The organism is Cellulomonas sp. URHD0024, from assembly GCF_000426185.1.
Classification (GTDB): Bacteria; Actinomycetota; Actinomycetes; order Actinomycetales; family Cellulomonadaceae; genus Cellulomonas.
Genome location: NZ_KE384506.1, coordinates 211,750 through 236,213 on the forward strand (window position 1 = coordinate 211,750; position 24,464 = coordinate 236,213).

Consider the following 24,464-nt stretch of genomic DNA (forward strand, 5'->3'; position numbering starts at 1 on the left):
ACGAGCGCCCAGACAATCAAATAGGCAATAGGTGCGATGTTCTGGAACGATCCACACCGTCCGCCTGCGCCGCGGGTCCTATTTCAGCACACGATTCACCACTAGTACCTCTTCTCGGATCCAATAGATCAGACCTATAGTGTGCGGAGCGGCTCGTGGGCACCTGTCCCGACTCGTCATCGGATCGTGATCCGGCCGGTCTTGACACGACCTCTCGGACACTCAAGGATCCGATATCATAGATCCTATTTGGTTCTTTCTCACTCAGCGTGGAGGTTGAGATGCAGGTTCGTCGCACGGCGACTCGTGGGCTGGTAGCAGCCGCGGCGGTCGCGCTCGCACTCAGTGCGTGCACCACGAAGGGAGAGACCACCGCCGACGACACGGCCAGCGGCGGCACCGGTGGCGCCGGGACCGTCAAGGTCGCGCTCGTCCCGGGCGGGTCGCACCCCTACTTCCAGCCGTGGAAGCCGGCCGGCGAGAAGGCGGTCACCGACTTCAAGCTCGGCGGCACGACCTTCAACGAGACCGCGGAGTGGGACCAGACCAAGCAGAACGAGGTCCTGAACTCGCTCGCTGCCCAGGGCTACAACGCCTTCGGCATCTTCGGCGTCTCGCCCACGGACATCAACACGACCTTCAAGACGCTCAAGGACCAGGGCTTCGCGGTGGGTTCGCTCGCCTCCTGCCCCGCGGGCGACACCAACGAGGCCGACTTCTGCCTCTCGACCGACACCGAGGTGGCCGCGTACAAGGCGGCCAAGGCCGCGATCGAGGCGATGGGTGGCAAGGGCAACCTCGTCCACCTCACCGGCAACAACGTCGACGCCAACACCCAGCGGCGCATCGCCGGCGTGAAGAAGGCCGTCGACGAGACGAACGGCTCGGTCACGCTGCTCACGACGGTCACCGACATCGACAAGGACCTCTCGACCGCACAGAAGGCGGTCGCCGACCTGCTCGCGTCCAAGGGGTCCGACATCAACGGCTTCGTGTCGACGGCGTACAACCCCGCCGTCGCGTCGGCGTCGGCGGTCAAGGCGTCGGGACTGCCGATCAAGGTCGTCGCGATCGACGACGACAAGGTGATCCTCGACGGGATCAAGGACGGCTCGGTCTCGGCGACGGTCGTCCAGAACCCGACCGGGCAGGCGTACGTCGGTTCGTACGTGCTCGCCCAGCTGCAGACCAAGGCCTGCACGATGAAGGACCCCGGGGTGGTCGTCGACTCCGGCTCGTTCGTGGTCACGAAGCCCAACGTCGACACCTACGACGCGGAGCGTCAGAAGGAGTCGGACAAGATTCTCGACCAGTTCAAGAACGAGCTCCTGTCCTGCAAGTAACCCCAGGGTGCCGGCGGGCCGCACGGCCCGCCGGCACGGAGGAGAACGGCACATGACCGCGATCACCGCAGCTCGCGCGTACCTCGTCGACATCGAGGTCGAGACCGTCCGCACCGACGCCGTCCAGGCGTTCCTCAAGCAGGAGACGGTGTTCGTCGAGCTCGACACGGCCGACGGCCTGACCGGGACCGGCTACTCGTACACGATCGGCACCGGTGGCCGCGCCGTGCTCTCGCTGCTGCGCGAGGCCCTCCTGCCCAGGCTCACCGGGCAGGACAGCCGCACCATCGAGGCCGTCTGGTCCGACCTCTTCTGGTCGACCCACGCGACCGCGGTCGGCGCGATCACGTCCCTCGCCCTCGCAGCCGTCGACACGGCGCTGTGGGACCTGCGCGGACGGCGCACCGGCGAGGCGCTGTGGCAGATGGCCGGCGGGTTCCGTCGCGCCGTACCGCTCTACGACACCGAGGGCGGCTGGCTGCACCTGCCGACCTCCGACCTCGTCGCCGGCGCGGTCGCGTCACAGGAACGCGGGCTGCGCGGGGTCAAGCTCAAGATCGGCAAGCCGTCCCTGGCCGAGGACGTGGAGCGGCTGACGGCCGTCCGCGAGAAGGTCGGCCCGGACCTGCACATCATGGTCGACGCGAACCAGTCCATGACCGCAGCCGAAGCCGTGCGGCGCGCTGCCGCGTTCGAGCCGCTCGGTCTGTACTGGCTCGAGGAGCCGCTGCCGGCGGACGACGTGAGCGGGCACGTGCACCTCGCGCGGTCCACGAGCATCCCCGTGGCCGTCGGTGAGTCGCTCTACTCCGTCGGCCAGTTCCGGGACTACCTGCACCGCGGCGCCGCCGGGATCGTGCAGGTCGACGCGGCGCGGATCGGCGGCATCACGCCGTGGCTCAAGGTCGCGCACCTCGCGGAGGCGTACAACGTCTCCGTGTGCCCCCACTTCCTCATGGAGCTCCACGTGAGTCTCGCCGCCGCCGTGCCGAACGGTCTGTACGTCGAACACATCCCGCAGCTGCGCGCGGTGACCAGGACCGAGCTCGAGGTCGCGGACGGGATGGCCGTCGCATCCGACTCGCCGGGCCTGGGCATCGACTGGGACGCCGACGCCGTGGACGACCGGAGGGTCGCATGACCAGCACCGTCCCTCGACCGACCGTCACGCGACGGATCGACGAGAGGATCAACCCGTCCACCAAGGAGCGGTTCGGCTCGGCGCTCAGTGACAACCGGGTCGGCCTCGTCGTCCTCATCGCCCTCCTGGTCGTGGCGATCGGCTCGGCCCGCCCGACGTTCTGGAACCCGCAGTTCGTCATGGGGCCGATGCTCACGAACATCGCGATCTACAGCGTCGTCGGGCTCTCCCAGATGGCCGTCCTCTCCATCGGGCAGATGAACCTCGCGGTCGGCGGGATGGCGGCCACCGGAGGGCTCGGCGCGGCCATCGCGCTCGACCACGGCGCGCCGCTCGTCGTCGGGATGGTCGTCGGCGTGATCGCGGGGGCGGCCTGCGGGGCCGTGTGCGGGCTCCTGGTGACCCGCGCCGACGTGAACTCGTTCGTCGTCACCCTCGCGATGAGCTTCGCCCTGCTCGGGCTCGTCCCGGCGGTGTACGGCTGGGTCAGCACCGGTGCCGCGATCACGGTGGACACCCCCGGGCTCGCCGAGCTCGGCCGCTGGACGACCGCGAACCTGTGCCTCGGCAACACCTGCGGGCCGGCCGGGGTGCCCCTGCTCCTGTTCCTGTCCATCGCGACGATGGTCGTGGTGGCCTTCGGCTACGCGCGGACCCGGGTCGGTCGCGAGACCCTGCTCACCGGCAGCAGCGCCCAGGCGGCCCTGCTGTCCGCGATCCCCGTGGGCCGCCGCGTGACCTCCGTGCACGCGCTGTCCGGTGCGCTCGCCGGGCTCGCCGGTGTGATGCTCGGCGCGAGCACCGGATCGTTCACACCCTCGATCGGGCAGGAGTTCCTGATCCCGTCGTTCCTGGGCCCGATCCTCGGCGGCACGCTCTTGGTCGGCGGCTACGTGTCGGTGCTGGGCACGTCCCTGGGCATCGCGCTCACCGTGCTCATCCGGCAGGGGCTGCTGCTGTTCGGGGTGGGTATCGAGGGCCTGAACATCCTCCTCGGCAGCGTGCTGCTCCTCGCGCTGTGCACCGACCGGATCCGCGACGTGATGAGCCAGCGCTCGCGGCTGCGGGCAAGCCTCCAGGGCGTGCCTGCGAGCGAACCGTCCAGCGAAGGGAAGGTGGCCGCATGAGCGGGGACACCACGGCGGCGGACCGGAGCGCCCGGGCGCGCCGCTGGTCGGCGAAGGACCTGCTGCGCCGGCAGACGACGACGCTCGTCTTCGTCGTGATCGTCGGGGTGGTCGTGCTGACGGTCCAGTCGTCCGGCGGCTTCCTCTCGCGCATCTCGATCGAGACGTTCTTCCAGTTCCTCGCGATCCCCGTCGTCATCGGCCTCGCACAGATGGCGACCCTCGCGGTGGGCCAGATGAACCTGGCGGTGGGCGCGATCGGCGGCTTCGCCGCGTGCCTCGCGGGCATCCTGATGGCGGACGCCGGCCTGCCGGTGTGGCTCGGGGCGGTGGTCGCCGTGCTCGCCGGGCTCGCGTGCGGCCTGATCAACGGCGTGATCGTCGTCCTGACCCAGATCAACGGCTTCATCGTGACGCTCGCGACGATGACCATCCTGTCGGGCGTGCAGTACGCGCTCGTCGGGACCAGGACGGTGACGAGCGACGCCTGGCCCCAGCTGCAGTCCCTGGGCAGCGCGCGCCCGCTCGGCGTGCCGCTCATCTTCTGGCTCTCCCTCGCGATCGCGGGTCTGCTCTCCCTCGCCTACCGGCACGCGCTCGTCGCCCGCAAGATGCTGGCCTCGGGTGGCAACCCGCTGGCCGCCACCCTGTCCGGCATCTCGAACTCACGCTCGCTCATCGCGGCGCACGGCCTGTCGGGTCTGCTCTGCGGCGTCGCGGCCCTGCTCGTGCTGTGCTCGCTGCCCGGCGTGAACAAGAGCATCGGCGGTGACTGGCTGCTGCCCAGCTTCGCGGCTCCCATCATCGGCGGGGTCGCGCTCACGGGCGGCGGTGTCGCGGTCCTCGGAACCGTGCTCGCGGCGACGATCGTGCGGCTCGTCGACACCGCGCGCGCCGCGTTCCAGCTCGACCCGAGCTGGGTCAACCTGGTGATCGGGGCGGTCGTGCTCGGCACCGTCGCCCTCGGCCAGGCCAACCGTCGCCCGAAGGGCCTCGTGCGGGTCAGGCCGACCGGGCCGTCACGCGCGTCGACCTCCGAGGCGACCCCGACCGGAGGTGTCGCGTGACCACCACGACCTCGTCGCCGTGGGCCCTCGAGGTCCGCGCCGTGAGCAAGGCGTTCCCCGGTGTCCGGGCGCTCGACGCCGTCAACCTGCGCCTCGCACCCGGCGAGGTGCACGCGCTCCTCGGGGAGAACGGCGCCGGCAAGTCGACGCTCATCAAGATCCTCACCGGTATCCAGACCGCCGACACGGGGCAGATCCTCGTCGGCGGGACCGAGCGCGTCTTCCACTCGGCGCACGAGGCGACCGCCGCCGGGATCGGTGCCGTCCACCAGGAGCGCAACGTCGTCACCGCGTTCACCGTCGCGGAGAACATCGCGCTCGGCAACACCCCGACCCGCCACGGGCGCGTCGACTGGCGCGCCGTGCGCGACGGCGCCCGGCGGGTGCTCGACATGCTCGACTTCCGGATCGACCCCGACACCCCGATGAACCGGCTCTCGCCCGCGCAGACCCAGCTCGTCGAGATCGCCCGCGGCCTCTACGCCGACAGTGCGGTGCTGCTCCTCGACGAGCCCACCGCCTCCATCAGCGACAACGAGTCCGGCCTGCTCTTCGACGTCGTCCACCGCCTGACCGACCAGGGCCGGGCCGTGCTGTTCGTCAGCCACAAGCTCGAAGAGGTGTTCGCGCACTGCCGGACCGCGACGGTCTTCCGGGACGGGCGCTCCGTGGCGGAGGCCGTCCAGCTCGCGGACGTCGACCGCGACACGGTCGTCGACCTGCTCGTCGGCAGGACCCTGGCCAAGCTCGACGTGCCCGACCGGGCCCCGGACCGGACCAGCACGCCCGCGATCGAGCTCCGCGGTGTGGAGACCGAGCGCGGTCACCGCTCGGTGGACCTCTCGGTCCACCGCGGCGAGATCGTCGGCCTGTACGGCCTCGTCGGCGCCGGCCGCACGGAGCTCGCGCACGCCCTGCTCGGGCTCGACAAGATCACCGGCGGTGAGGTCCGCGTGTCGGGGGAGGTCGTGCGGATCAAGGACGTCGGCGACGCACTGTCGCGGCACCGGATCGGCTACGTCACCGAGGACCGCAAGGCCGAGGGGTTGTTCCTCGACCAGACCGTCGCGCGCAACCTCACCGTCACGGTGCTCGGCCAGCTGTCCAACCGCTGGGGCGTGCTGCGCCGCAAGGCCGCACGCGTGGCCGCCGACGAGTACATCGACAGCCTCGACATCAGGGTCTCGTCCCGCGACCAGATCGTCGGCCAGCTCTCGGGCGGCAACCAGCAGAAGGTCTCGCTCGGCAAGTGGCTCGCCGCCCGCACCGACATCCTGGTGATCGACGAACCCACGGTCGGCATCGACGTCCGGACCAAGGGCGCGTTCTACCGGCTGATCTGGGACCTCGCCGACCAGGGCAAGGCGGTGCTCGTCATCTCGAGCGACCTGGCGGAGATGGTCACGCTCGTCGACACGATCGCCGTGATGCAGGACTTCGAGGTGACCGGGCACGTCGCCAACACGCACGACTACGACGAGATGAGCAAGGCGGTCATCCGCCTCGTCCACCGCACGTCCGAGAACGTCGCATGATCGTCGCTCTCCACTCCGAGCTGCGGTCCGGTGCCGTCGACGGATACCGAGCCGAGCACCGGCGGATCCCCGACGACCTCGCGACGTCCTTCGCCCGGGTGGGCATCCACGACTGGACGATCTGGCGGTCCGGCGAGCGGCTGTTCCACCTCGTGACCTGCGACGACTTCGACGCGGCGATGGCCGAGCTCGCCGACGACCCAGCGAACGAGCGGTGGCAGGCGACCATCGGGGAGTTCGTCGAGGCGTTCCGGGACGCCGACGGCACCGCCGCGCTGGCACCGCTCGAGCAGGTGTGGTCGCTGGCGACGCAGGAGGACGCGTCGTGAGGCTCGACCCCGTGACCTCAGGACCGCGCGCGCGTGCCATATTGGGCCGCACGGGACGGACGGCCGCCCCCGGGAGCGCAGGGGAGTCCATGAGCACGGAACCGGTCGTCGCGCGGATCTCTCGCTCGGTGCTGTCCGACGAGATCTACCTCGTCGTGCGCGAGATGATCCTCAGCCACGACATCGAGCCCGAGCAGCGGATCAACATCGACGGCCTCTCCGCCCGGCTCGGCGTCTCGCCCACGCCCCTGCGGGAGGCCCTCGCCCGGCTCGAGTCCGAGGGGCTCGTCGTCAAGACGCCGCTGCGCGGCTACACCGCGACGCCCCTGCTCAGCGTCCGCGAGTTCGTCGAGCTGTCGCAGTTCCGCACACTGATCGAGCCGTGGACCGCGCGCGCCGCGGCCGCGTCGATCGACGCCGACGGGATCGCCCAGATCACCGCCGAGCTCGAGTCCGCGCGCCGGACGCTCGAGGAAGACCTCGACGACGTCACCGCCTACCGTGCGCTCACCGAGCACGACGCCCGCTTCCACACCCTCCTGGCGAGCCTGGCCGGCAACGGTCTGGTCGTGCAGGCCTTCGAGCGCATCCACTTCCACCTGCACTTCCTGCGGCTGTACCTCGCGTCGCGGGCGGTCTCTCTGCACGACGACGAGCAGGCCGAGTTCGTCCACCAGCGGTTCGGGGAGTACTACCGGGCCCGAGGTCAACGCTCGTGGGTGGTCGAGGAGCACTCGGCGATCGCCGCTGCGGTCATCGCCGGGCAGGGCGACGAGGCCGCGCGGCTGGTGCAGGAGCACATCGAGTCGTCGCGACGGCGGTTCGAACCGGTGGTGGCTGCGCTGGCGGGCGGGCACTGACGCACCCGGGTCAGGTGGTTCTGGGGGGCCGTGCGCCGCCGGTCGGGCTCGGCCGTCGCGTCCTCGAGCGAGGCCGGTGCCGTGTTCATCAGCACGAGACCGTGCTTGCCCTACGCTCTCGACGCGCGCGACATCCCCCTGCCGCGCGAGCTGCGGCCGCCGCTGCACTGGCGTGCGTTCCTGCGGGGGTTCTGGGTCTCGCCGCGGCGGCATCCCGACTACGGCTGGGCCTGGATCACCCGGTTCCTGATGAACCTCGGGAACGCCCTGCTGCTGCTCTACCTGCTGTACTACCTCACCGACGCGGTCGGCCTGTCGGACCACGAGGCCGAGGACGCGGTCTTCGCGCTCACCGCGGTGTACGGCGTGTGCACCGTGGTCACCGCCTACGTCGGCGGCCGCTGGTCCGACCGGCTCCGCCGGCGCAAGGTGTTCGTCATCTGGTCGGGTCTGATCACGGCCGCTGCGCTGCAGCTGTTCGCCCTCGTCCCGACGATGCCGGCCGCCGACGTCGCCGCGGTCGTGCTGGGCATCGGGTTCGGCGCCTACACGGCCGTCGACTTCGCCCTCATCACCCAGGTGCTGCCCGAGGCGGGCGACCGCGGGAAGGACCTCGGCGTCATCAACATCGCCAACACGTTGCCCCAGGTGCTCGCCCCGGCCATCGCCGCAGCGGTCCTCTGGGCCGGTCTGGGATACGTCGGCCTGTACACCCTGGCGGCGGTCGTGAGCGTGCTCGGCTCGATCCTCGTGGTGCGGATCCGCGGCGTCGCCTGAGGAACAGGCGCGGGACCGTGCCACTGTCGGGGGCCGACCGAGGTCACGTCACAGGTCGTCGGCGACCCCGCGTCGACGGCGCCAGACGAGCACGGCGCCGAAGGTCACCGACACGATCGCGATGCCCGCGAGCTCGCGTACCTGGGCCCCGGTTGCGGCCAGCGAGCCGTGGGTGGGCACGTCGTCGTCGTCGGTGGGCAGGAGCACCGACGGCCCGCCGGAGACCGCCTGGGTCAGCATGACCATGTCGACCACGCTGGCCGCGCTGAGCGTGCCGACCGTCGCGGCGGTGTCGAACGCGACCTCGAGCGTGACGCTTGCCTGCTGCCCCGGGGCGAGCACGGGCCCGCTCCAGGTCGAACCCCCGGCGACAGCAGCGCCGTCGACCCGCAGGGTCAGGTGGCCGGCGAGGTCGGCAGAACCCGAGCCGATTCCGTCGGCAGCGTGCAGCGTCAGGCGCGCCGTCACGCTCGACGCGTTGCGCGCCCACAGCGTCGCGACGGAGACGTCGCCCGGGACGACTCGAGACGGGCTCGTGAACAACGCTCCCGTCAGCGCCGGCGACCAGCTCGTGCCATCGAGCGACAGGAGGATCCCATCGGCCGCAGCCGCGGGGCCCGCGGTACCGAGCATCGCCGCCGTCGCGAGCACGAGCGACGCTACGCCCGCCGACACCCGGCGCCGCACGCGGCCCCTTCGCCGTCCGGAGTTGTCCGCGTGCTTCGACGTTCCCTTGCGCGCGTTCACGCCGACACCGGCCCCATCGTCGTCTCGTCGTCCGTCGCCGTCGCTCTGCTCTTCCTGTCGCGTGCCGCGCCGACCAGCATCCAGAGCGCGTAGGCGAAGAGGCCCGCAGCAGCGACCTTCGCCGCCCAGTGCGGTCGGTTGTGTCCGACCCACGTGTTCACGTACCCGAGGTACGGGACGTGGTACGCGACGACACCCCGGATCTGAGCGGCTCGCACGGGCGCGTCGGTGACGGCGTTCGCGTCACCCTTCGTGACGAGCACCAGGTCGCCGTTCGCCGCCCAGCCGGTGCCGACGACGCGGTGCGTGACGACCGCCGGCTCCCCAGACCTGACCTGGTAGGTGACGACGTCACCGATCCGCACGTCTGTTGCGGGGGTCGGTCGAGAGACGACCAGCGTCCCGGGCGGCATCGTCGGGCGCATGCTCCCCGTGAGGACCGTGAACGGCATCGCACGCAGCACCGCCGGGGCCACGACCATCGCCAGCGCGACCAGGACGACGGCGGTGAGCAGCACCGACGACGCGAACGCAGCCAGCAGGCGCCAACCCCCGGGCGTCTGCCGGGCGGTCGTCGCGTGGCGGCCCACTACGGTCCGCATCGCACGATCCTGCTGCCGCCGTTGCCCTGGACGTGCCCGACGACCGGACCGGCCACCGTGGACGACACACCTGGCCCCGAGAACGTGTACACGGTCTGCACGGTCACGCTGAGCGTGGCGCCTCCGTTGTTCGGCAGGTCCGAGGCCGTGACCTGCCGAGAGGTCGCGGGCGCCGTGACAGTGAAGGTCGCCGTCGCACCGTTCGCCACCTTGAGGGTGACGAGGAACGAGAGTGTCGCACCGGACGGCACAGGATTCTGCGCCGCGGGGGCCGGATCCCACGCCAGCAGCAGCCCGGGCACGTTGTCCGTGCACCGCAGGTTCACCGGTGGCGGGACCGTTCCGGAGGCGGTCGTGACGGTGCCGGTGACGGTCGCGGTGGCCGTCCACCATGCCCACGCCGCGCCACTGCCCCCGGCCACGAGGGCGATTGCCACGGCGCTGACCAGCGCCCCACGGCCCAGGGCGCGCCGGAGACGCCCCGGTCGGGTGGTGCCGTTGATCGTGCTGGTCACGTACATCCTCAATTCGTCGACTGGTTGCGTGCGGTGACCGGCACGTTGAACGCCAGCGAGGACACCTGACCGGCCGGGAGCTGCACCGAGACGCACACGTCTGCGGAACCGCCGGCCGGGAGGACCGTGGGGCTCCATCCGGCGGGCAGGGGGGTGGCGCTGCAGGTCGCGCCCGAGACGACCCAGTACGTCACGACCGCACCGGCGGTGACGGCGGGACCGGTTGCCGGGCCGACGTCGTACTGCCATCGACCCTGGCCAGACTGCGTCAGGCGCATGACGGCCGTCTTCGTCTCGGTGGGCCACCCGGTGAACGACGGCGTGCCGACCCAGCCGGCGGTCAGCCCCATCGATCCGGTCGTGATGGTGGCACCGGACCCGAGGTTGACGTTGCGCGCCCATGCGGCGTACGCCGTCGTGCTCCCGGTGAACAGGAGCACGACGGCGACGACGACGATCAGACGTGCGCGGAAGCGCCCGGCCCGGTGGGCACCGGTCAGAGCGCCACCTGCTGCACGGACACGGTGGTGTCGGCGAGGTTCACCGACGTGTTCTGCCCCGTGGTCACGTCCGGGAAGGTGATCGTGTACGTCACCGTGAAGTGGTAGGTGCGCGGGGTGCCGGAGTTGCTGGCGGCGAACGCGAACGCGCTACCGCTGCCGGTGACTCCCGCAGGTGCGACGACGCTCCGGGACGCCGTCAGGACCCCCGCGTCGAGGGCGCCGCCGCTGATCGTGATGTCGGCGGCGAGGTGGTCGCCCGTGGCGCTCACGTCGAACGACCGCGTGAAGGTCACCGCGTCCCCGGGCACCAGGCGGACGGCGTTGATGTCGGCGATCGTGGAACCGTTCGCCCATGCCCAGGTGACCGGGCCGGCCGGCGCGACGGCGAGGTTGCCGGCCGCGATGGCGGCGCCCGAGCCGAGGTTGGCCGAGCCGTTCCATGTCGCGAACGTGCCTGCTCTCCGAGGAGCAGGGCGACGCCGAAACCGAGCGCGAGGGCGCCCTTGGTCGTCTTGCGCATTGTGTTGCCTCTCGTAGCGCGCCGGCAGATAGACCGGCGGAAAGTCTTACGTGAGGGATCCTCCTGCCGATGATGAAGGAGTCACGACCAACCTCCGGACGGCCACCCTTCCGTGCAAAGCGCGCAGGGCGGTAGCACCCAGGACATTTGCTGCGATTCGTGCATCTACCCCAGAACAGACGGCTTTGCTCGTGGGCCGATTGGGTGACGCGCATGTCGGACATGTCCGTCGGACTGCTTGCGCCGCCCGGATCAGGAGCGCGCCTGGCGCGGCAGTGCCAGCGCCGCGACGAGCGCGATCGCTGCGAGCGCCGTCGCCACCCAGAACAGCGCAGAGGATCCCGAAGCCACCGCCGCCCGTGCGGTGGCCTGCACGGTGGCGGGCAGGGCCGCGACGCTCTCGGGCGTCAGCGACGCCGCGTCCACCGCGCCCGGCATGGCGGCAGCGACCGTGCTCGAGAACAGGGCGCCCAGTGCACCCGCACCCACGGCGGCGCCGATCATCCGCGTGAAGCCGGCCGCTCCGGTGGCGGCACCGAGCTCGCCCCCCGGCACGGAGTTCTGCACCAGCACCATGGGCGTCTGGAACAGCAGCCCGACGCCGAGTCCCGCCAGCACCATGTACGACGCCGTGAGCCAGCCGGACGTATCGACGGTCATCGTGGCAAGGAGCCCGCTCGCGACGATCAGCAGCGACGTGCCCAGCACCATGGCCGGGCGGAAGCGTGCCGGGGTCGTGGTCCAGCGGCCGGCGAGCACGGCGACGACGATCGCGGGCAGCAGCAGCGGGAGCAGCAGGAGGCCGCTGCTGCTCGCCGAACGGCCCTGCACCAGCTGGAGGAACACGGGCAGGTAGTTGATGGCGCTGGTCATGACGGCGCCCATGGCCAGGGCGAGCACGACGAACGAGAGCGCGACAGAACGGGTGCGGAACAGGTCGAGCGGGAGGACGGGGTGCGCTGCCCGCCGTTCGACGAGGACGAGCACGCCGATGGCGACCGCGGCGACGAGCAGGGCGGAGGCGACCTGCCACGATCCCCACCCGTACCGGTGGCCGCCCCACGTCGCGGCGAGCACCAGGCCGGAGCTCGCGAACACCACCGCGACCAGCCCGGCGACGTCCACCCGGCCGCCGCGCGGGCGAACCGCCAGGTGGACGAACGCGAGCACCCCGGCGATGGAGCCCAGCACGAGCGGCACGTTCAGCAGGAAGATCCAGCGCCAGCCGAGATGCTCGGTGATGATGCCGCCGACCCATGGCCCGACGATCATCGAGACCGGCGCGATCGCGCCGAGGATCCCCTGGTAGCGGGCCCGACGGTCGGTGGCGCCACGTCGGCGACCACCGCGAGCAGGCTGGTGAACGTCATGCCGGCCCCGAGGCCCTGGAGAGTCCGGGCGCCGACGAGGGCCCCGATGCTCGGGGCCAGGCCCGTGAGCACCGAGCCGATACCGAAGGCGACGAGCGCGACGAGGAGCAGTCGCCGCCGCCCGAACATGTCGCCGAGCCGGCCCGCGACGACCGTGCCGATGGCCATCGCGAGCAGGTACGACGTGGTGATCCAGGCCAGGTCGGCGAACCCGTCGAGGTCGCCCGCGATGGTCGGCAGGGCAGTGGCGGCGACGAGCGCGTCCAGCTGGATCGGGACGAGGGCCAGCACGAGGCTGACCATGATGAGCGCGAGCCGCCGGGCGCTCACGCCGCTCTCGGGCGGGCGCGGTAGCGGCAATGTTGCGGTGACCATGGTCGTGTCCTTACTTGTCGACCGGCTAGTAACGATACCGAGGCTAGACCTCGATACTTGCCGGTCGTCAAGTAGGCTTCCTGAGGAGCGTCACAGGAGGAGGAGCCCATGCCCCGCGACGGGAGCGCGACGAGAGAGCGGATCGTGTCGGTCGCGATGCGTCGGTTCGTCGAGCACGGCTACGACAAGACGTCGCTGCGTGAGATCGCCGACGAGGTCGGCGTGACCAAGGCGGCGTTGTACTACCACTTCCGCACCAAGGAGGACATCGTCGGCCGTGCGATGTCCGGGTACGCCGAGCGCTTCGAGGAGCTGGCGGCGTGGGCGCGCGACGAGCCGCCGGGCTGCGCCCGCGACGAGCGGCTGGTGGACGAGCTGCTCACCCTGGTGCAGTCCGACGGCGGGATAATCCTGCGCTTCGGGCAGACGAACCCCGCGGTCGTCGAGCGCAGCGAGTTCGGCGGGATGCAGCTCGGCGTCCTGCGCACCCTCGTCTCGGCGATCGCGGGGGAGGACCCCACTCCGGAGGCGTCCCTGCGGGCGACGTTGCTGTTCGCGGCGCTCATGCTCGGCGCCGTCGGAGGGGAGTCTCCGTTGCCGATCGGCGGCGACCAGGAGGCCCGGACCGCGGCCGCCCGCGCCGTTGCCCTCGACCTGCTGGCGCCGCTCCGCACGTGAGTCGCCTGACGCTGGCCGGCCGGCCTCAAGCGATGGGCTCCCAGAGCTCGATCCGGTTGCCCTCGGGGTCGGTGACCCACCCGAACCGGCCGACCCCCTCCATGGCCTCGGGCTCACCGAGGACTGAGGCGCCCTTGGCCCGGAGCTGCGCGAGCATCGCGTCCAGGTCGCGGACCCGGAAGTTGAGCATCGTCTGCTGGGTGCGGGACCCGAAGTAGTCGGTGTCCGGGTCGAACGTCGCGAACACCGTCGGCCCCGCCGCCGGGAACCACAGACCGTTCTCGTCGGCGTCCAGGCCGAGGAACTCGCGGTACCAGGCGCCCAGTGCCGCGGGGTCTGCCGCTCGGATGAACACTCCGCCGATCCCGACCACGCGTTCCATGGGCACCATCGTGTCAGGAGCGGGACGGCGACGGGCCGGCGCCCCGCGGGACGCCGGCTCGTCGGAACGATCACGCGCGGCGCAGCCAGTGCCAGGCGAGGGCGCCGAGCCAGAGGTCGAAGCCGAGCGTGCTCAGCGCGAGGACCGGGAACAGTCCGCCCGCGACCAGGGTCGCACTGCCGACGAGGCTGATCGCGATGAGCACGAGTCCCATCCGGCGCAGCCCCGGCGCCACGTTCTCGGCGCGCAGCCCGAGCACGACGGCACCGATGAAGAACACGCGCGGGAGCACCGAGAACGAGAGCGAGAACGGGGCGACGGCGTCCCAGCCGGCGAACGTGGCCAGGTCGCCGCCCGCGGAGGCCGCCTCGACGGTGACGTCGTGCAGGACAGCCGCGAGCGGCCAGATCAGCGCGAGCAGAGTGCCGGCCGCCACCGCGACGGTGGCCAGGACGCCCGTGCCGTCGGCTCTGCGCAGGCGCAGGTGCACCGCCCCGAGGAAGCCGAGCAGCAGCGTCCCGGCGATCATGAAGACGAAGTTGCCGATCTTGTAGGCGCTCGCACCCTCGAGCATCCGAGCGCCCCGTTCCAGCGGTGGGTCGTCGGGTGAGCCGGCGTTCGGGAGCACGAGGAGCGCCATCACGATCATCACGACGACCTGGCTGAGCGGGAACGCCAGGCCGAACCGGGTGCTGAGGCGTTCGACGTCGAGGGTGGAGCGGGTGTCTGTCGGGGCGGTGAGAGCGGTCATGGCGGGGATCCTTGGGTCTGGGTCGATGCCGGCGGTCAGCCGGCACGGACGACGCTAGGAACCGGCGTCGGCACGCCGCATCGACCCGCGGACCGCTTCTGCGCTCAGCCCGCGACCGCCCGTCGGCTCGGCCCGGGATGACCGACGCTCAGCCCTCGGGGTGAGGCGCGACGCCGGGACCTGCTCGTACGCTCGCGTTCGTGGACAGTGCGTTGGACCGGACGCTGACCAGGGCGGGCACGAACCGCCTGGACGCAGCGCTCGCCGTCGTGCTCGTGCTCGCGGGCCTCGCGCAGACGCTCGTCTCGCCGATCACCGACGGCGCGCTCGGCATCGTCTACGTGCTCGGCTCGCTGCTGCCGCTGGCGTGGCGGCGCACGCGCCCGGTCGAGTCGGCGCTCGCGTCCAGCGCGTTCTGGCTCATCCCGCTCGACGGCTACCCGCTGTTCGGGTTCGTCGCCGTGATCCTGCAGTTCTACGCGCTCGGCTGCTACGCCTCGCCGCGCTGGGCGGTCGTCCTCACCGCGGCGTGGGCCTCGGCTGCGTCGGTCGTCGGGACGCTGCTCGGTCCCGAACCGCCCGTCTCGTCGGTCGGCGGTGTCCTGGCCGTCGTCGCGCCGGTCCTCGTCGGGCAGGTGGTCGCGCGGCTCCGGGACCAGAACGCGCGCCTCGCGCGGCTCACCGACGAGCTGCGCGACGAGCGCCGCCGCGCCGAGGAGTCCGCGGTCGGCGCGGAGCGGGCGCGGATCGCCCAGGAGCTCCACGACGTGGTCGGGCACGAGGTCACGCTCATCGCCATCCAGGCGGAGGCCGCGCAGGCGGCGCTGCGGCTCGACCCGTCCCGCGCCGCGGCGCCCGTCGAGACGATCCGCCAGACGGCCCACCGCACCCTCACGGAGATCCGCGGAGTGCTCGGGGTCCTGTCGCCGGACGGCGACGCCGGGCACGAGGACATCCGTGAGCTCTCCCGACGAGCGGCCGCGGCCGGCATCGCCCACACGCTCACCGTCGTCGGGGAGCCGTGGAACGACCAGTCACCGGCGACCGCGGCCGTCGAGCGTGTCGTGCGCGAGTGCCTGACCAACGCGGGCCGGCACGCGGCCGGCAACGAGGCCGCACTGACCGTCACGTGGACCGGCGACGAGGTCACGGTCGAGTCGGCGAACGCGGCGGCCGCACCGACCGACCCGCTTCCCGGTCGCGGCCTGACGGGCATGCGGCACCGCGCGGAGCTGTTGGGCGGCAGCTTCGAGGCGAGGGTGCGCGACGGCAGGTTCGTCGTGCGGGTGGTCGTGCCGGACGGTGCGCGATGACGCGTGTTCTCGTCGTCGACGACCAGGACCTGGTCCGGCAGGGGCTGCGGATGATCCTCGAGCTGGCCGGGGTAGACGTCGTCGGCGAGGCGCGGGACGGCGAGGCCGCGGTGCAGGCGGCGGCGCGACTGCGCCCGGACGTGGTGCTCATGGACCTGCGGATGCCCGGCGTCGACGGCGTCGAGGCGACCCGACGGATCGTCGCGTCGGGGGAGGCGCGCGTCATCGCGCTGACGACGTTCGACGTGGACCAGAACGTGGTCGACGCGCTGCGCGCCGGGGCGGTCGGCTTCCTGCTCAAGGACGTGACGTCCGACGGGCTCGTCGACGCGGTGCGCCGGGCGGAGGCGGGCGAGCCGGTGGTCGCCCCCGCGGTCCTGGCGCGGATGATGGACCACTTCGCGGCCCGGCCACCGGTCCCTACGGTGCGGCCGCCGGGTCTCGACGAGCTCAGTGAGCGCGAGCGTGAGGTGCTGGCCCTCATCGGTGCGGGTCGCTCGAACACCGAGATCGCGCACGCCCTCGTCATCAGCATGGCCACGGTCAAGACGCACGTGCGGCACGTGTTCGCCAAGCTCGGGCTCCGCGACCGCGCCCAGGCCGTCGTCGCCGCCCGGGACGCTGGCCTCAACGCACCCGAGTGAGCCGCCTGGAAGGTTCACCCGGGAATTTCTGACCCACCTCTCAGTCCGGCGCGGGCCCGGTCGATGGACGGAGCGAGGCCACCCGTCTCGCCCGCGCCCTCAGAGGATTCCGATGAGCACCGTCGAATCGCAGTCCGCCCCGCGTCGCCGACGACTGCTCGCAGACCTGTCCGTCCGGACCAAGATCCTTGCGACGGTCGCCGTCCTGGCGGTCGCCTCCGTCGGCAGCGGTGCCTACGTCGTCGTGGCCCTGCGCGCGACCGCCGCCACCGCCAACCAGCTCACCCAGATCCAGACGACGTACGACCAGGCGATGGACGACCTGCACGAGTACTCGCTGGAGGACCGCGTCCTCATCGGCGACATCGCTGCCGTCCCCGCCGGCGACCTGGAGACGGCGTGGCTCGACGACCTGCAGCGGATCAACGCCGACATCGAGGTAAACCGGCAGATCATCCTCAAGTCCGAGGCCGCCGACTGGCCGACGTGGACGACCTTCGACGACGCATTCACCGCCTGGACAGAGTTCCGCGACTCGACCCTGGTTCCTGCCGCGACCAGCGACCAGCCCGGTGCCTTCACCGACGCGGCGCCGATGGACGACGTGCTCGTCTCTACCTACACGAGCGCCTTCACGAACTTCAAGACCCACGTCGACACCAAGATGGACCTGCTGGACGAGCAGACCAAGGAACGCTCCAGCTCCGCGATCAGGGGATTCATCACGCTCCTCGGTGCAGGCGTCGTCGCCGCGGGCCTCCTGAGCCTGCGGGTCGCGTCGCGGATCAGCCGTTCCGTGCGGGAGGTGCAGACGTCCCTCGACGCGATGGCGCACGGCGACCTCACCGTCCGGGCGCCTGTCCGGTCCGCAGACGAGATCGGCCGGATGGCCGTCTCGCTCCACGTTGCCCAGGGGGCCATGTCCGACACGCTCGGTGCCGTCTCGGCCGAGGCCGACCGGGTCGGGGCCGGGGCCGACGAGCTGTCGGTCGCGGTCGCCGACGTCTCCGCGGCATCCGAGGAGACCTCCACGCAGACCGGCGTCGTCGCTGCGGCGGCCGAGGAGGTCTCCCGCAACATCCAGGCGGTCGCGGCGGGAGCGGCGCAGATGGGCGTCAGCATCCGCGAGATCGCCGAGAGCGCGAACGACGCGGCATCCGTGGCGGAGCGGGCGACGAGCACCACCACGGCCGCGACGAAGACGATCGCTGCGCTCGGGGAGTCCAGCAAGGGGATCGGCAACGTCATCAAGACCATCACGGCGATCGCGGAGCAGACCAACCTCCTGGCGCTCAACGCGACGATCGAGGCAGCACGAGCGGGCGAGGCCGGCAAGGGTTTCGCCGTCGTCGCAGGCGAGGTCAAGGAGCTCGCCCGGGAGACGGCCGACGCCACCGAGGACATCGCGCGTCGGATCGCGCTGATCCGGAGCGACAGCTCCGACGCCGTGGGCGCAGTGAAGGAGATCGGCGACATCATCGCCCAGATCAACGACTTCCACCTCACGATCGCCTCGGCGGTGGGGCAGCAGACCACCACGACGAACGAGATGGCGCGCAGTGCGGTCGAGGCCGCGACCGGGGCGACGCAGATCGCGGGGAACATCACCGGTGTGGCCACGGCGGCCGCCTCGAACGCGTACGTCGTGAATGACGCCCGTTCCAGCGTCGCGACCCTCGTCGCCTCCTCCGCCGAGCTCCGTGAGGCCGTCTCCCGGTTCACGCGGTAGCGAACGGTGCGCCCGGACCCGGACCGGGTTCGGGCGTCGACGCACGGTCGTCGCCCGAGTCACCACCCCCACGACGAGTCGGGGTGCATCTGCGGGCACTGCGTGAGGCCGTCGGGGAGCTTCTCGAAGTGCCAGACCTCGTTGGCGTAGGTCCGGCACAGGCCGAACTCGACCCCGTGCTGGCCGAGCCACAGCGCGCCGGCCGTCGGGCCCACGTCCAGCGCCAGGCCCTGCACGTGGGGCGACGACTCCGGCGGGAGCACCCACCGGTGGGCTTCCTGCGCGGAGCCGTGCTTCGTGACCGCCTCGTCGACGAGCCGTTGCTGTTCCGCCACCGACCGCCTGCCGGAGGTGATCGTCAGGACGACCCCGTCCTTCGACGCGGCGTCCTGGGCGGCAGCGAACCGGGCGGCGAGCTCGGCGTCGACCCCGTCCTCGGTGGTCGTGGGCTTCTGGCCCGCATCCGCGCTCGGCGGGCTGGACAGCTGTGTCACGACGAAGAGGGCGACGACGGCGAGCGCCGCGGTCCCCACGACGACGGCGTAGCGTCCGCGGTGGGTCAGCCTCCGGGGCACCACGTAGAGGGTCATGCCCTCAGGTTCGAGGACGTGCGGGGTCCAGCACATCAGCCCTGAGACGCGGTTCCTGTCCGCCCGGAGACCTACGTGCTCGTCGGTGGACCGAGCTCGTCGGCCCCGCGCACGAGGGCGTCGAGGTCCGCGACCGGGCCGACAGCCCTCCGATCAGTGACTCGCAGGAGTGGGACCGTCAGGGCTGGTCCCAGGTGACCGACCCGATCATCGCCTCGACGCTGCTGGAGTATGCGGCGTTGCCGACCGGGTGCAGGTACCCGAACGCGTAGGTGTAGCCGCCGTGGTCCACCACCCAGTCGGTCAGGTGCGGTGGTCCCGACTTCCCTACGGTGCGGTAGACGCGGACCAGCTCGCCGCTCGGTGAGTCGACTCGGGTCGCGCCGAAGCTGAGCAGGTCGTGCTTCGTCCCGAGCGTGCGGGCGACGGCGTGCCGCGCACCGCCGGTCTTGTCGACGGCCCCGAGGCAGGCCCACAGGGTGTAGTGGTGTGGGGCGAGCTCGATCGCGGTGTTCCCGGCCGGGCGCGCGGGGCTGGTGGCGGTAGCGGGGGTCTTGACCGTGAGGCCCGGGCAGCCGTCGACCTGCTCGACGTGGCGCGGCGCTGCCAGCGCGACCGCAGGGTCGACGGCCAGCGTCTCGGTGGGCCAGAGCTCAGGGTCGAGTCCGTGCTTCTCCGGCCACAGCGCGACGAACGCCGCACCGGCGCTGCCGACGAGCGCCGTGGCCAGACAGATCGAGATGGCGATGTTTCTGGTTCTGCGACGCACGCTGCCCCCTGTTCGGCGACGAGCCTAGGGCCGCTGTCGCCGATGTCCTGACGCCCCTCACCCGTTCGGCCGACGTCCGGGCCGTCCTGTCCCCGTCGCGGGTTGGCGTGCTCGTGCCTACGCTCGGAGTCTTCGACCGAACACCTGGAGGTCCGCCATGAAGAGGATCGCGTTCGCCCTCGGCGTCGCAGTCGGCTATCTGTTCGGCACCGCGTCCGGGCGTCGACAGCTGGCGAAGTTCCGTGTCTGGGCGTCGGACGTCTGGGCCGACCCGCGCGTCCAGGGGTACGTGCAGGAGTACGAGGCGCAGGCCGCCGCCTTCGCGAAGCAGCAGGGCACCGCGCTCTGGGAGAAGGCCGTCGACACCGCCAAGAGCGCCATGCCCGGATCGACGACGAGTCCCGAGGACACGATCGTCGCGCCCGTGCTGGACGCGGACGACGCGAACCCCGGTGCCGGCCTCCGTTGACATGTGACTAATGAGTCACCTATTGTCGTCGGTATGGACGAGGGCCGCGACGACCAGGTGTTCAAGGCACTGGCCGACGCCACCCGGCGGCACCTCCTGGACCAGCTCTTCACGCGTGACGGCCGCACGCTGACAGAGCTGCTGGAGGGCCTCGACATGACCCGTTTCGGGGTCATGAAGCACCTGTCGGTGCTCGAGGAGGCGGGCCTCGTCGTCACCCGGAGATCGGGGCGGGAGAAGCTGCACTTCCTCAACGCCGTCCCGATCCAGCTGATCCACGAGCGGTGGATCGACAAGTACGACCTGCTGGGGGCGGAGCGCCTGCACGCCCTCACCGACCTCAAGAGCGCCCTGGAGACCACCATGACTTCTGAAACGGCTACCACCACCGTCCTGGTCAACCGCATCTGGATCAAGGCCGACGCCGCCACCGTCTGGCGGGCCATCACCTCGCCCGAGTGGAACGCGCGCTACGGGTACGGGTCGCCGTCCCACTACGACCTGGTGCCCGGCGGTTCCTTCACCACCCTCCCCTCGGAGCTCATGGGCCTTCCGCTCGACCAGCCGATCATCGACGGGGAGGTGATCGAGGTCGTCGAGAACCAGCGACTCGTCCAGACCTGGCGCACCCTCTGGGACGAGGAGGCTCGCGCCGAGGGCTTCCAGCGGCTGACCTACGAGCTCGAGCCCCGCGGCGAGAACGTCACGCAGCTGACCCTCACGCACGACGTCACCGGTGCACCGCGCAGCGCGGCCCTGCTCTCGGGCGACCTGCCGGAGTTCGGCGGCGGCTGGCCCCAGATGCTCAGCGACCTCAAGACCCTCCTCGAGACGGGCTCGAGCCTCGCAGGCTGAATCCGCCCCCCGTATGTCACGACGTCCGCGCTCGTGGGTGCTCCAGCCCCCAGGAGCGCGGACGTTGCCGGCTCACCTCTCCGCTGCGTCCGCACTCGTTGGGCTCAGGACCCCCACGAGTGCGGACGCTGTGCCTTCTCGGGTGGGTTCGGCGGCGATCGTGACGCCGTCCTCGTCCGGCTGGAGGTGTTCGAGCGCGGCGAGCTGGCTCGCCAGCAGGCTCGCCGGCATGAAGTGGTCCGTGCGGGCGACAAGCCGTGCGGCCAGCTCGTCCGGCGTCACGACGAGGAGCGCGAAGCGGACGCGGCCCTCGGCGGTGCGCAGGATGTCGCGGTAGGAGTGCCGCAGCGCCGAGCACGCGACGACCGTCGAGCCACCGGCGTTCATCGCGTCGCGCACGGCCCGCAGCCACGGTCCGCGGTCCTCGTCGGTGAGCGGGAGGCCGGCGCGCATCTTGGCGATGTTGGCCGGCGGGTGCAGGTCGTCGCCCTCGACCAGCGGGCGACCGAGCTGTTCGGCCACCAGCCGTCCGACCGTCGACTTGCCTGTCCCGGACACGCCCATGACGACCAGATGCTCTCGCTCCACGCCCGCCAGCGTCCCACGCCGAGTTAGTGCACTTCAGTCGAGGTCGTGTGTTGGAACGTACGAATCGAGCTGCAACGCACGACCTCGGCTCCCGGCACGCAGCCTCGGGCAACTAGAATCCCGCGGTGCCTTCCCTCGCCATGGACCTGACGCCGCTGCGCGTCAGCCCGCCGTTCCGGCGGCTCTGGCTGGGCCTGAGCATCGCGAACCTCGGCGCCCAGCTGACGGTCGTGGCCGTCGGGCTGCAGGTCTACCACCTCACCGGGTCGACGGGATCGGTCGGGTTGCTCGGCCTCTTCGCACTTGTACCGTTGGTCATCTTCGGGTTGTACGGCGGTGCGATCCTCGACCACTACGACCGTCGCCGCGTCGCCCTCGTCTCCGCGTTCGTCACCTGGACCGTCACGCTGCTGCTCGCGGTACAGGCCTGGGCAGGGGTCGAAGAGGTCTGGGTGCTGTTCCTCCTGGTCGCGATCCAGTCCGGCGCGTTCGCCGTGAACGCGCCGGCACGGTCGGCGATCATCCCCCGGCTGCTGGACGCGCGGCTGATGCCCGCCGCGAACGCGCTGCAGACCCTCGGCACTAGCATCTCGTTCACGCTCGGACCCCTGCTGGGCGCGGTGCTCGTCGCAACGTTCAGCTACGCGACGGCGTACGCCGTCGACGCGCTCCTGTTCACCGCGGCTCTGGTCGCGGTCTTCCGGCTGCCCGCGCAGCCGCCCGTCGGGGAGCCCAAGGGTCGGGCCGGCCTGAGTTCGGTGGTCGACGGGTTCCGCTACCTGGGGACGCAGAAGAACGTGCGCATGACGTTCGCCGTGGACCTCGTGGCCATGCTGACCTCGTCGCCACGCGTCCTGTTCCCGGCGGTGGGCCTGGTCTACCTCGGCGGTGGGGCGACGACGACGGGCGTGATGACCGCGGCGGCGGCGGTCGGCGTGATGCTGGCGGCCCTGCTGTCCGGCCGGCTGACCCGGATCCGCTGGCAGGGCCGCATCATCAGCGTCGCGATCGTGATCTGGGGGCTGGCGATCGCCGGCTTCGGGCTCGTCCTCGTCGTCAGCGGCGGGACGCATCCCTCGCACGTCCTCTGGATCGCGCTCATCCTCGCCGCGCTGATGCTCGTGGTCGCGGGCGGGAGCGACGCCGTCAGCGCGGTGTTCCGGCAGACCATCCTGCAGACCGCCACGCCCGACGACATGCGCGGCCGGCTCCAAGGCGTCTTCATCGTCGTCGTCGCGGGCGGCCCGCGGCTGGGCGAGGCGATGCTGGGCGGTGCGGCAGCCCACATCGGCGAGGGATGGGCCGCCGTCATCGGCGGCACCCTGTGCGTGGTGCTCCTGATCCTGCTGGTCCGCTCCCAACGAACCTTCTGGGCCTACGACGCCCGCCACCCGGTCCCCTAACCCGCCCACCCACATCGGCCCGAGTTCGTGCGTTCCAGCCGAGTTCGCACGTTGAAACGCACGAACTCGACTCGAACGCACGAACTCGAGCGGATCGGATCGGAGTCGGAGCGCCCCGGGCTAGGCGGCCGGGGTGCCCGGGTTGGACGGTTCTACCGACTCCGCGATCTCGCAGGCTGCGACCGCTGCGCCGCCGGTCGACGACGGTGAGCCCGGCTCCACGGAGTCGTGCACGTGCTCCGCGGGGTCGCCACGCAGGGTGCGCAGGGAGGCGAGCGTCGCGACGACGGCAAGCCCGGCGGCGACGACGACCACCAGGAACCCGGCGTGCGACCCGGCGTCGTCGATACGGGCCCCGGCGACCGAGGACCCGACGGACACCCCCACGCCGAGCGAGGTCCCCACCCAGGTCAGCCCCTCGGTCAGACGTGCGCGCGGCACCAGCTCCTGCACCAGGCCGTTGCCGTTGATCAGGGTGGGCGCGATGGCGAACCCGGTGACGAACATGACGGCGGCCAGCGCGACGAGCGAGTGCACGAAGAAGAAGAAGCAGACGCCGACGGCGAGGAGCACCATGCCGTTCGCGAAGCGCAGGTAGAGCGGCCGCTTCCACTGCCGCGTGCCGTAGAGCAGCCCGGAGATCAGGGACCCGAGCGCGAAGACCGCGAGGATCACGCCGGCCAGACCTTTGGACCCGAACTCGTCGGCGAAGGCGACCGTGGAGACGTCCGTGGCGCCGAAGATCGAGCCCATCGCCACGAACACGACGGCCAGCACGGCCATGCCCGGCTTGGCCAGCACCGACCCACGGGGACGCGGCGAACCGACGGGTGCCGACGGTGGCTCGGTGCCGCGCAGGGACAGGAACCAGTACCCGCCGCCGACCATGGCGACGAGCGGGACGACGAGCCCGGCGGTCGGCGCGACACCCGTCGCCAGCAGGGTCGCCGCGACGGGTCCGACGACGAACACGAGCTCGTCGAGCGCTGACTCCAGCGAGTAGGCGGTGTGCATCCTGTGGGCGTCGGTGCCGAGCAGCGACGCCCAGCGCGCCCGCACCAACGACCCGAACGACCCGATCGCCGAGCCGGTGATCACGGCGCCGACGAACAGGAAACCGGCGGGCAGCTGCAGCAGGGCGGTGGTGATCAGCCAGACGAGCCCGAACGCCGCGATCGCGACCGCGGGGCTCATGACCCGCGACTGCCCGCGCCGGTCGACCAGCCGGGACAGCTGCGGCGAGCAGATCGCCTGAGAGACGACGTACACGGCCGAGACCGCGCCGGCCAGCCCGTAGGACCCGTACAGCGACGAGACCATCAGCACGATCCCGATGCCGACCATCGACATGGGCAGCCGCGCGAGCACGCCGGATGCGGAGAAGGCCAGCGCCCCAGGACGCGTCAGCACGTCGCGGTAGGGCGAGAGCATGTGGTCAGTGTCGCACCGGGGCTATCGCGCGGCCCGTTCGATGGCCCACCA

Annotated in this window: 26 protein-coding genes and 1 pseudogene; 15 read left to right on the forward strand and 12 right to left on the reverse strand. The window is 71.4% G+C overall.

What is annotated here, in order from left to right; all coding sequences use genetic code 11:
• The first annotated feature begins 281 nt into the window (after window positions 1-281).
• From I847_RS0120670 to I847_RS25150, 8 genes are all read left to right on the forward strand, one after another.
• The gene (locus I847_RS0120670) at window positions 282-1,343 is read left to right on the forward strand and encodes a substrate-binding domain-containing protein (RefSeq protein ID WP_028051229.1); all 1,062 of its coding nucleotides are present in this window, start codon (window positions 282-284) and stop codon (window positions 1,341-1,343) included.
• 52 nt (window positions 1,344-1,395) lie between these two features.
• Entirely contained in the window at window positions 1,396-2,484 is a 1,089-nt protein-coding gene (locus I847_RS0120675) for a mandelate racemase/muconate lactonizing enzyme family protein (protein ID WP_028051230.1), read from the forward strand.
• Window positions 2,481-3,611 (forward strand): ABC transporter permease, encoded by a 1,131-nt coding sequence (locus I847_RS25135; RefSeq protein ID WP_051275132.1) that lies wholly within the window; start codon window positions 2,481-2,483, stop codon window positions 3,609-3,611. Before I847_RS0120675 ends, I847_RS25135 begins: the two co-directional genes overlap by 4 nt.
• Complete coding sequence (locus I847_RS25140; RefSeq protein WP_081681199.1) at window positions 3,608-4,678, forward strand: ABC transporter permease; 1,071 nt, start codon at window positions 3,608-3,610, stop codon at window positions 4,676-4,678. Before I847_RS25135 ends, I847_RS25140 begins: the two co-directional genes overlap by 4 nt.
• The gene (locus I847_RS0120690; RefSeq protein ID WP_051275133.1) at window positions 4,675-6,213 is read left to right on the forward strand and encodes a sugar ABC transporter ATP-binding protein; all 1,539 of its coding nucleotides are present in this window, start codon (window positions 4,675-4,677) and stop codon (window positions 6,211-6,213) included. The genes I847_RS25140 and I847_RS0120690 overlap by 4 nt, the downstream gene beginning before the upstream one ends.
• Window positions 6,210-6,542, forward strand: a complete 333-nt coding sequence (locus I847_RS0120695) for an L-rhamnose mutarotase (RefSeq protein ID WP_028051232.1) — start codon at window positions 6,210-6,212, stop codon at window positions 6,540-6,542. The genes I847_RS0120690 and I847_RS0120695 overlap by 4 nt, the downstream gene beginning before the upstream one ends.
• Before the next feature lie 89 nt (window positions 6,543-6,631).
• A complete protein-coding gene (locus tag I847_RS25145; RefSeq protein WP_051275134.1) occupies window positions 6,632-7,402 on the forward strand; it encodes a GntR family transcriptional regulator in 771 nt (256 codons plus the stop codon).
• Window positions 7,403-7,507: 105 nt separating this feature from the next.
• Window positions 7,508-8,179, forward strand: a complete 672-nt coding sequence (locus I847_RS25150; RefSeq protein WP_196804639.1) for an MFS transporter — start codon at window positions 7,508-7,510, stop codon at window positions 8,177-8,179.
• Window positions 8,180-8,227: 48 nt separating this feature from the next.
• Here the strand turns inward: I847_RS25150 and I847_RS0120710 are convergent, their stop codons facing one another.
• The 6 genes and pseudogenes from I847_RS0120710 to I847_RS25155 all read right to left on the reverse strand — a co-directional run bounded on the left by I847_RS0120710 (window position 8,228) and on the right by I847_RS25155 (window position 12,811).
• Window positions 8,228-8,926, reverse strand: a complete 699-nt coding sequence (locus I847_RS0120710) for a hypothetical protein (protein WP_028051233.1) — start codon at window positions 8,924-8,926, stop codon at window positions 8,228-8,230.
• Window positions 8,923-9,528, reverse strand: coding sequence for a signal peptidase I (locus tag I847_RS26950; protein ID WP_028051234.1), 606 nt, complete (start codon window positions 9,526-9,528; stop codon window positions 8,923-8,925). The genes I847_RS0120710 and I847_RS26950 overlap by 4 nt, the downstream gene beginning before the upstream one ends.
• Window positions 9,516-10,043: a hypothetical protein gene (locus I847_RS26955; protein WP_155856251.1), complete on the reverse strand. Its 528-nt coding sequence runs from the start codon at window positions 10,041-10,043 to the stop codon at window positions 9,516-9,518. The genes I847_RS26950 and I847_RS26955 overlap by 13 nt, the downstream gene beginning before the upstream one ends.
• An 8-nt stretch (window positions 10,044-10,051) precedes the next feature.
• Window positions 10,052-10,483, reverse strand: a complete 432-nt coding sequence (locus I847_RS0120725) for a hypothetical protein (protein ID WP_028051236.1) — start codon at window positions 10,481-10,483, stop codon at window positions 10,052-10,054.
• Window positions 10,484-10,539: 56 nt separating this feature from the next.
• Window positions 10,540-11,094 carry an alternate-type signal peptide domain-containing protein gene (locus I847_RS26410; protein ID WP_081681201.1) on the reverse strand — a complete coding sequence of 185 codons (555 nt, stop codon included), beginning with the start codon at window positions 11,092-11,094 and terminating at the stop codon, window positions 10,540-10,542.
• 224 nt (window positions 11,095-11,318) lie between these two features.
• Window positions 11,319-12,811, reverse strand: a pseudogene (locus tag I847_RS25155) (MFS transporter).
• A 108-nt stretch (window positions 12,812-12,919) separates the two neighbouring features.
• Here I847_RS25155 and I847_RS0120745 point away from each other — a divergent pair.
• A complete protein-coding gene (locus tag I847_RS0120745; RefSeq protein ID WP_028051240.1) occupies window positions 12,920-13,489 on the forward strand; it encodes a TetR/AcrR family transcriptional regulator in 570 nt (189 codons plus the stop codon).
• A 25-nt stretch (window positions 13,490-13,514) separates the two neighbouring features.
• On the opposite strand, the gene I847_RS0120750 is transcribed toward I847_RS0120745, so the two are convergent.
• Both I847_RS0120750 and I847_RS0120755 read right to left on the reverse strand, forming a co-directional pair.
• Window positions 13,515-13,871 (reverse strand): VOC family protein, encoded by a 357-nt coding sequence (locus I847_RS0120750; RefSeq protein ID WP_028051241.1) that lies wholly within the window; start codon window positions 13,869-13,871, stop codon window positions 13,515-13,517.
• A 70-nt stretch (window positions 13,872-13,941) separates the two neighbouring features.
• Window positions 13,942-14,622 (reverse strand): hypothetical protein, encoded by a 681-nt coding sequence (locus I847_RS0120755; RefSeq protein WP_028051242.1) that lies wholly within the window; start codon window positions 14,620-14,622, stop codon window positions 13,942-13,944.
• 200 nt (window positions 14,623-14,822) lie between these two features.
• On the opposite strand from I847_RS0120755, the gene I847_RS26010 reads away from it, so the two are divergent.
• From I847_RS26010 to I847_RS0120770, 3 genes are all read left to right on the forward strand, one after another.
• Complete coding sequence (locus I847_RS26010; RefSeq protein ID WP_081681204.1) at window positions 14,823-15,935, forward strand: sensor histidine kinase; 1,113 nt, start codon at window positions 14,823-14,825, stop codon at window positions 15,933-15,935.
• Entirely contained in the window at window positions 15,932-16,579 is a 648-nt protein-coding gene (locus I847_RS0120765; protein WP_028051243.1) for a response regulator transcription factor, read from the forward strand. The genes I847_RS26010 and I847_RS0120765 overlap by 4 nt, the downstream gene beginning before the upstream one ends.
• A gap of 112 nt (window positions 16,580-16,691) precedes the next feature.
• Entirely contained in the window at window positions 16,692-18,308 is a 1,617-nt protein-coding gene (locus tag I847_RS0120770; RefSeq protein WP_028051244.1) for a methyl-accepting chemotaxis protein, read from the forward strand.
• Between the two features lie 59 nt (window positions 18,309-18,367).
• Here the strand turns inward: I847_RS0120770 and I847_RS0120775 are convergent, their stop codons facing one another.
• Window positions 18,368-18,898 carry a M15 family metallopeptidase gene (locus I847_RS0120775; RefSeq protein WP_028051245.1) on the reverse strand — a complete coding sequence of 177 codons (531 nt, stop codon included), beginning with the start codon at window positions 18,896-18,898 and terminating at the stop codon, window positions 18,368-18,370.
• Window positions 18,899-19,076: 178 nt separating this feature from the next.
• A complete protein-coding gene (locus I847_RS0120780) occupies window positions 19,077-19,667 on the reverse strand; it encodes a hypothetical protein (RefSeq protein ID WP_028051246.1) in 591 nt (196 codons plus the stop codon).
• 157 nt (window positions 19,668-19,824) lie between these two features.
• On the opposite strand from I847_RS0120780, the gene I847_RS25165 reads away from it, so the two are divergent.
• Together I847_RS25165 and I847_RS0120790 are read left to right on the forward strand one after the other, a co-directional pair.
• On the forward strand, window positions 19,825-20,136 hold the full coding sequence (locus I847_RS25165) for a hypothetical protein (protein WP_034611407.1): 312 nt from the start codon (window positions 19,825-19,827) through the stop codon (window positions 20,134-20,136).
• 33 nt (window positions 20,137-20,169) lie between these two features.
• Window positions 20,170-20,991: an SRPBCC domain-containing protein gene (locus I847_RS0120790; RefSeq protein WP_034611409.1), complete on the forward strand. Its 822-nt coding sequence runs from the start codon at window positions 20,170-20,172 to the stop codon at window positions 20,989-20,991.
• Between the two features lie 72 nt (window positions 20,992-21,063).
• Here I847_RS0120790 and I847_RS0120795 read toward each other — a convergent pair whose 3' ends face one another.
• The gene (locus I847_RS0120795; protein ID WP_028051248.1) at window positions 21,064-21,579 is read right to left on the reverse strand and encodes a gluconokinase; all 516 of its coding nucleotides are present in this window, start codon (window positions 21,577-21,579) and stop codon (window positions 21,064-21,066) included.
• Between the two features lie 125 nt (window positions 21,580-21,704).
• Between I847_RS0120795 and I847_RS0120800 the strand changes: the two genes are divergently transcribed.
• A complete protein-coding gene (locus I847_RS0120800; protein ID WP_028051249.1) occupies window positions 21,705-22,982 on the forward strand; it encodes an MFS transporter in 1,278 nt (425 codons plus the stop codon).
• A gap of 120 nt (window positions 22,983-23,102) precedes the next feature.
• On the opposite strand, the gene I847_RS0120805 is transcribed toward I847_RS0120800, so the two are convergent.
• Window positions 23,103-24,413 (reverse strand): MFS transporter, encoded by a 1,311-nt coding sequence (locus tag I847_RS0120805; RefSeq protein ID WP_028051250.1) that lies wholly within the window; start codon window positions 24,411-24,413, stop codon window positions 23,103-23,105.
• Between the last annotated feature and the right edge of the window lie 51 nt (window positions 24,414-24,464).

Coding starts and splice junctions, on each gene's coding strand:
- I847_RS25145 (WP_051275134.1), top strand. CDS start 6,632: ATGAGCACGGAACCGGTCGTCGCGCGGATCTCTCGCTCGGTGCTGTCC.
- I847_RS0120765 (WP_028051243.1), top strand. CDS start 15,932: ATGACGCGTGTTCTCGTCGTCGACGACCAGGACCTGGTCCGGCAGGGG.
- I847_RS0120675 (WP_028051230.1), top strand. CDS start 1,396: ATGACCGCGATCACCGCAGCTCGCGCGTACCTCGTCGACATCGAGGTC.
- I847_RS25135 (WP_051275132.1), top strand. CDS start 2,481: ATGACCAGCACCGTCCCTCGACCGACCGTCACGCGACGGATCGACGAG.
- I847_RS0120745 (WP_028051240.1), top strand. CDS start 12,920: ATGCCCCGCGACGGGAGCGCGACGAGAGAGCGGATCGTGTCGGTCGCG.
- I847_RS0120755 (WP_028051242.1), bottom strand. CDS start 14,622: ATGACCGCTCTCACCGCCCCGACAGACACCCGCTCCACCCTCGACGTC.
- I847_RS0120775 (WP_028051245.1), bottom strand. CDS start 18,898: ATGACCCTCTACGTGGTGCCCCGGAGGCTGACCCACCGCGGACGCTAC.
- I847_RS0120695 (WP_028051232.1), top strand. CDS start 6,210: ATGATCGTCGCTCTCCACTCCGAGCTGCGGTCCGGTGCCGTCGACGGA.
- I847_RS0120790 (WP_034611409.1), top strand. CDS start 20,170: ATGGACGAGGGCCGCGACGACCAGGTGTTCAAGGCACTGGCCGACGCC.
- I847_RS0120670 (WP_028051229.1), top strand. CDS start 282: ATGCAGGTTCGTCGCACGGCGACTCGTGGGCTGGTAGCAGCCGCGGCG.
- I847_RS25165 (WP_034611407.1), top strand. CDS start 19,825: ATGAAGAGGATCGCGTTCGCCCTCGGCGTCGCAGTCGGCTATCTGTTC.
- I847_RS0120770 (WP_028051244.1), top strand. CDS start 16,692: ATGAGCACCGTCGAATCGCAGTCCGCCCCGCGTCGCCGACGACTGCTC.
- I847_RS25140 (WP_081681199.1), top strand. CDS start 3,608: ATGAGCGGGGACACCACGGCGGCGGACCGGAGCGCCCGGGCGCGCCGC.
- I847_RS0120750 (WP_028051241.1), bottom strand. CDS start 13,871: ATGGAACGCGTGGTCGGGATCGGCGGAGTGTTCATCCGAGCGGCAGAC.
- I847_RS0120805 (WP_028051250.1), bottom strand. CDS start 24,413: ATGCTCTCGCCCTACCGCGACGTGCTGACGCGTCCTGGGGCGCTGGCC.
- I847_RS26950 (WP_028051234.1), bottom strand. CDS start 9,528: ATGCGGACCGTAGTGGGCCGCCACGCGACGACCGCCCGGCAGACGCCC.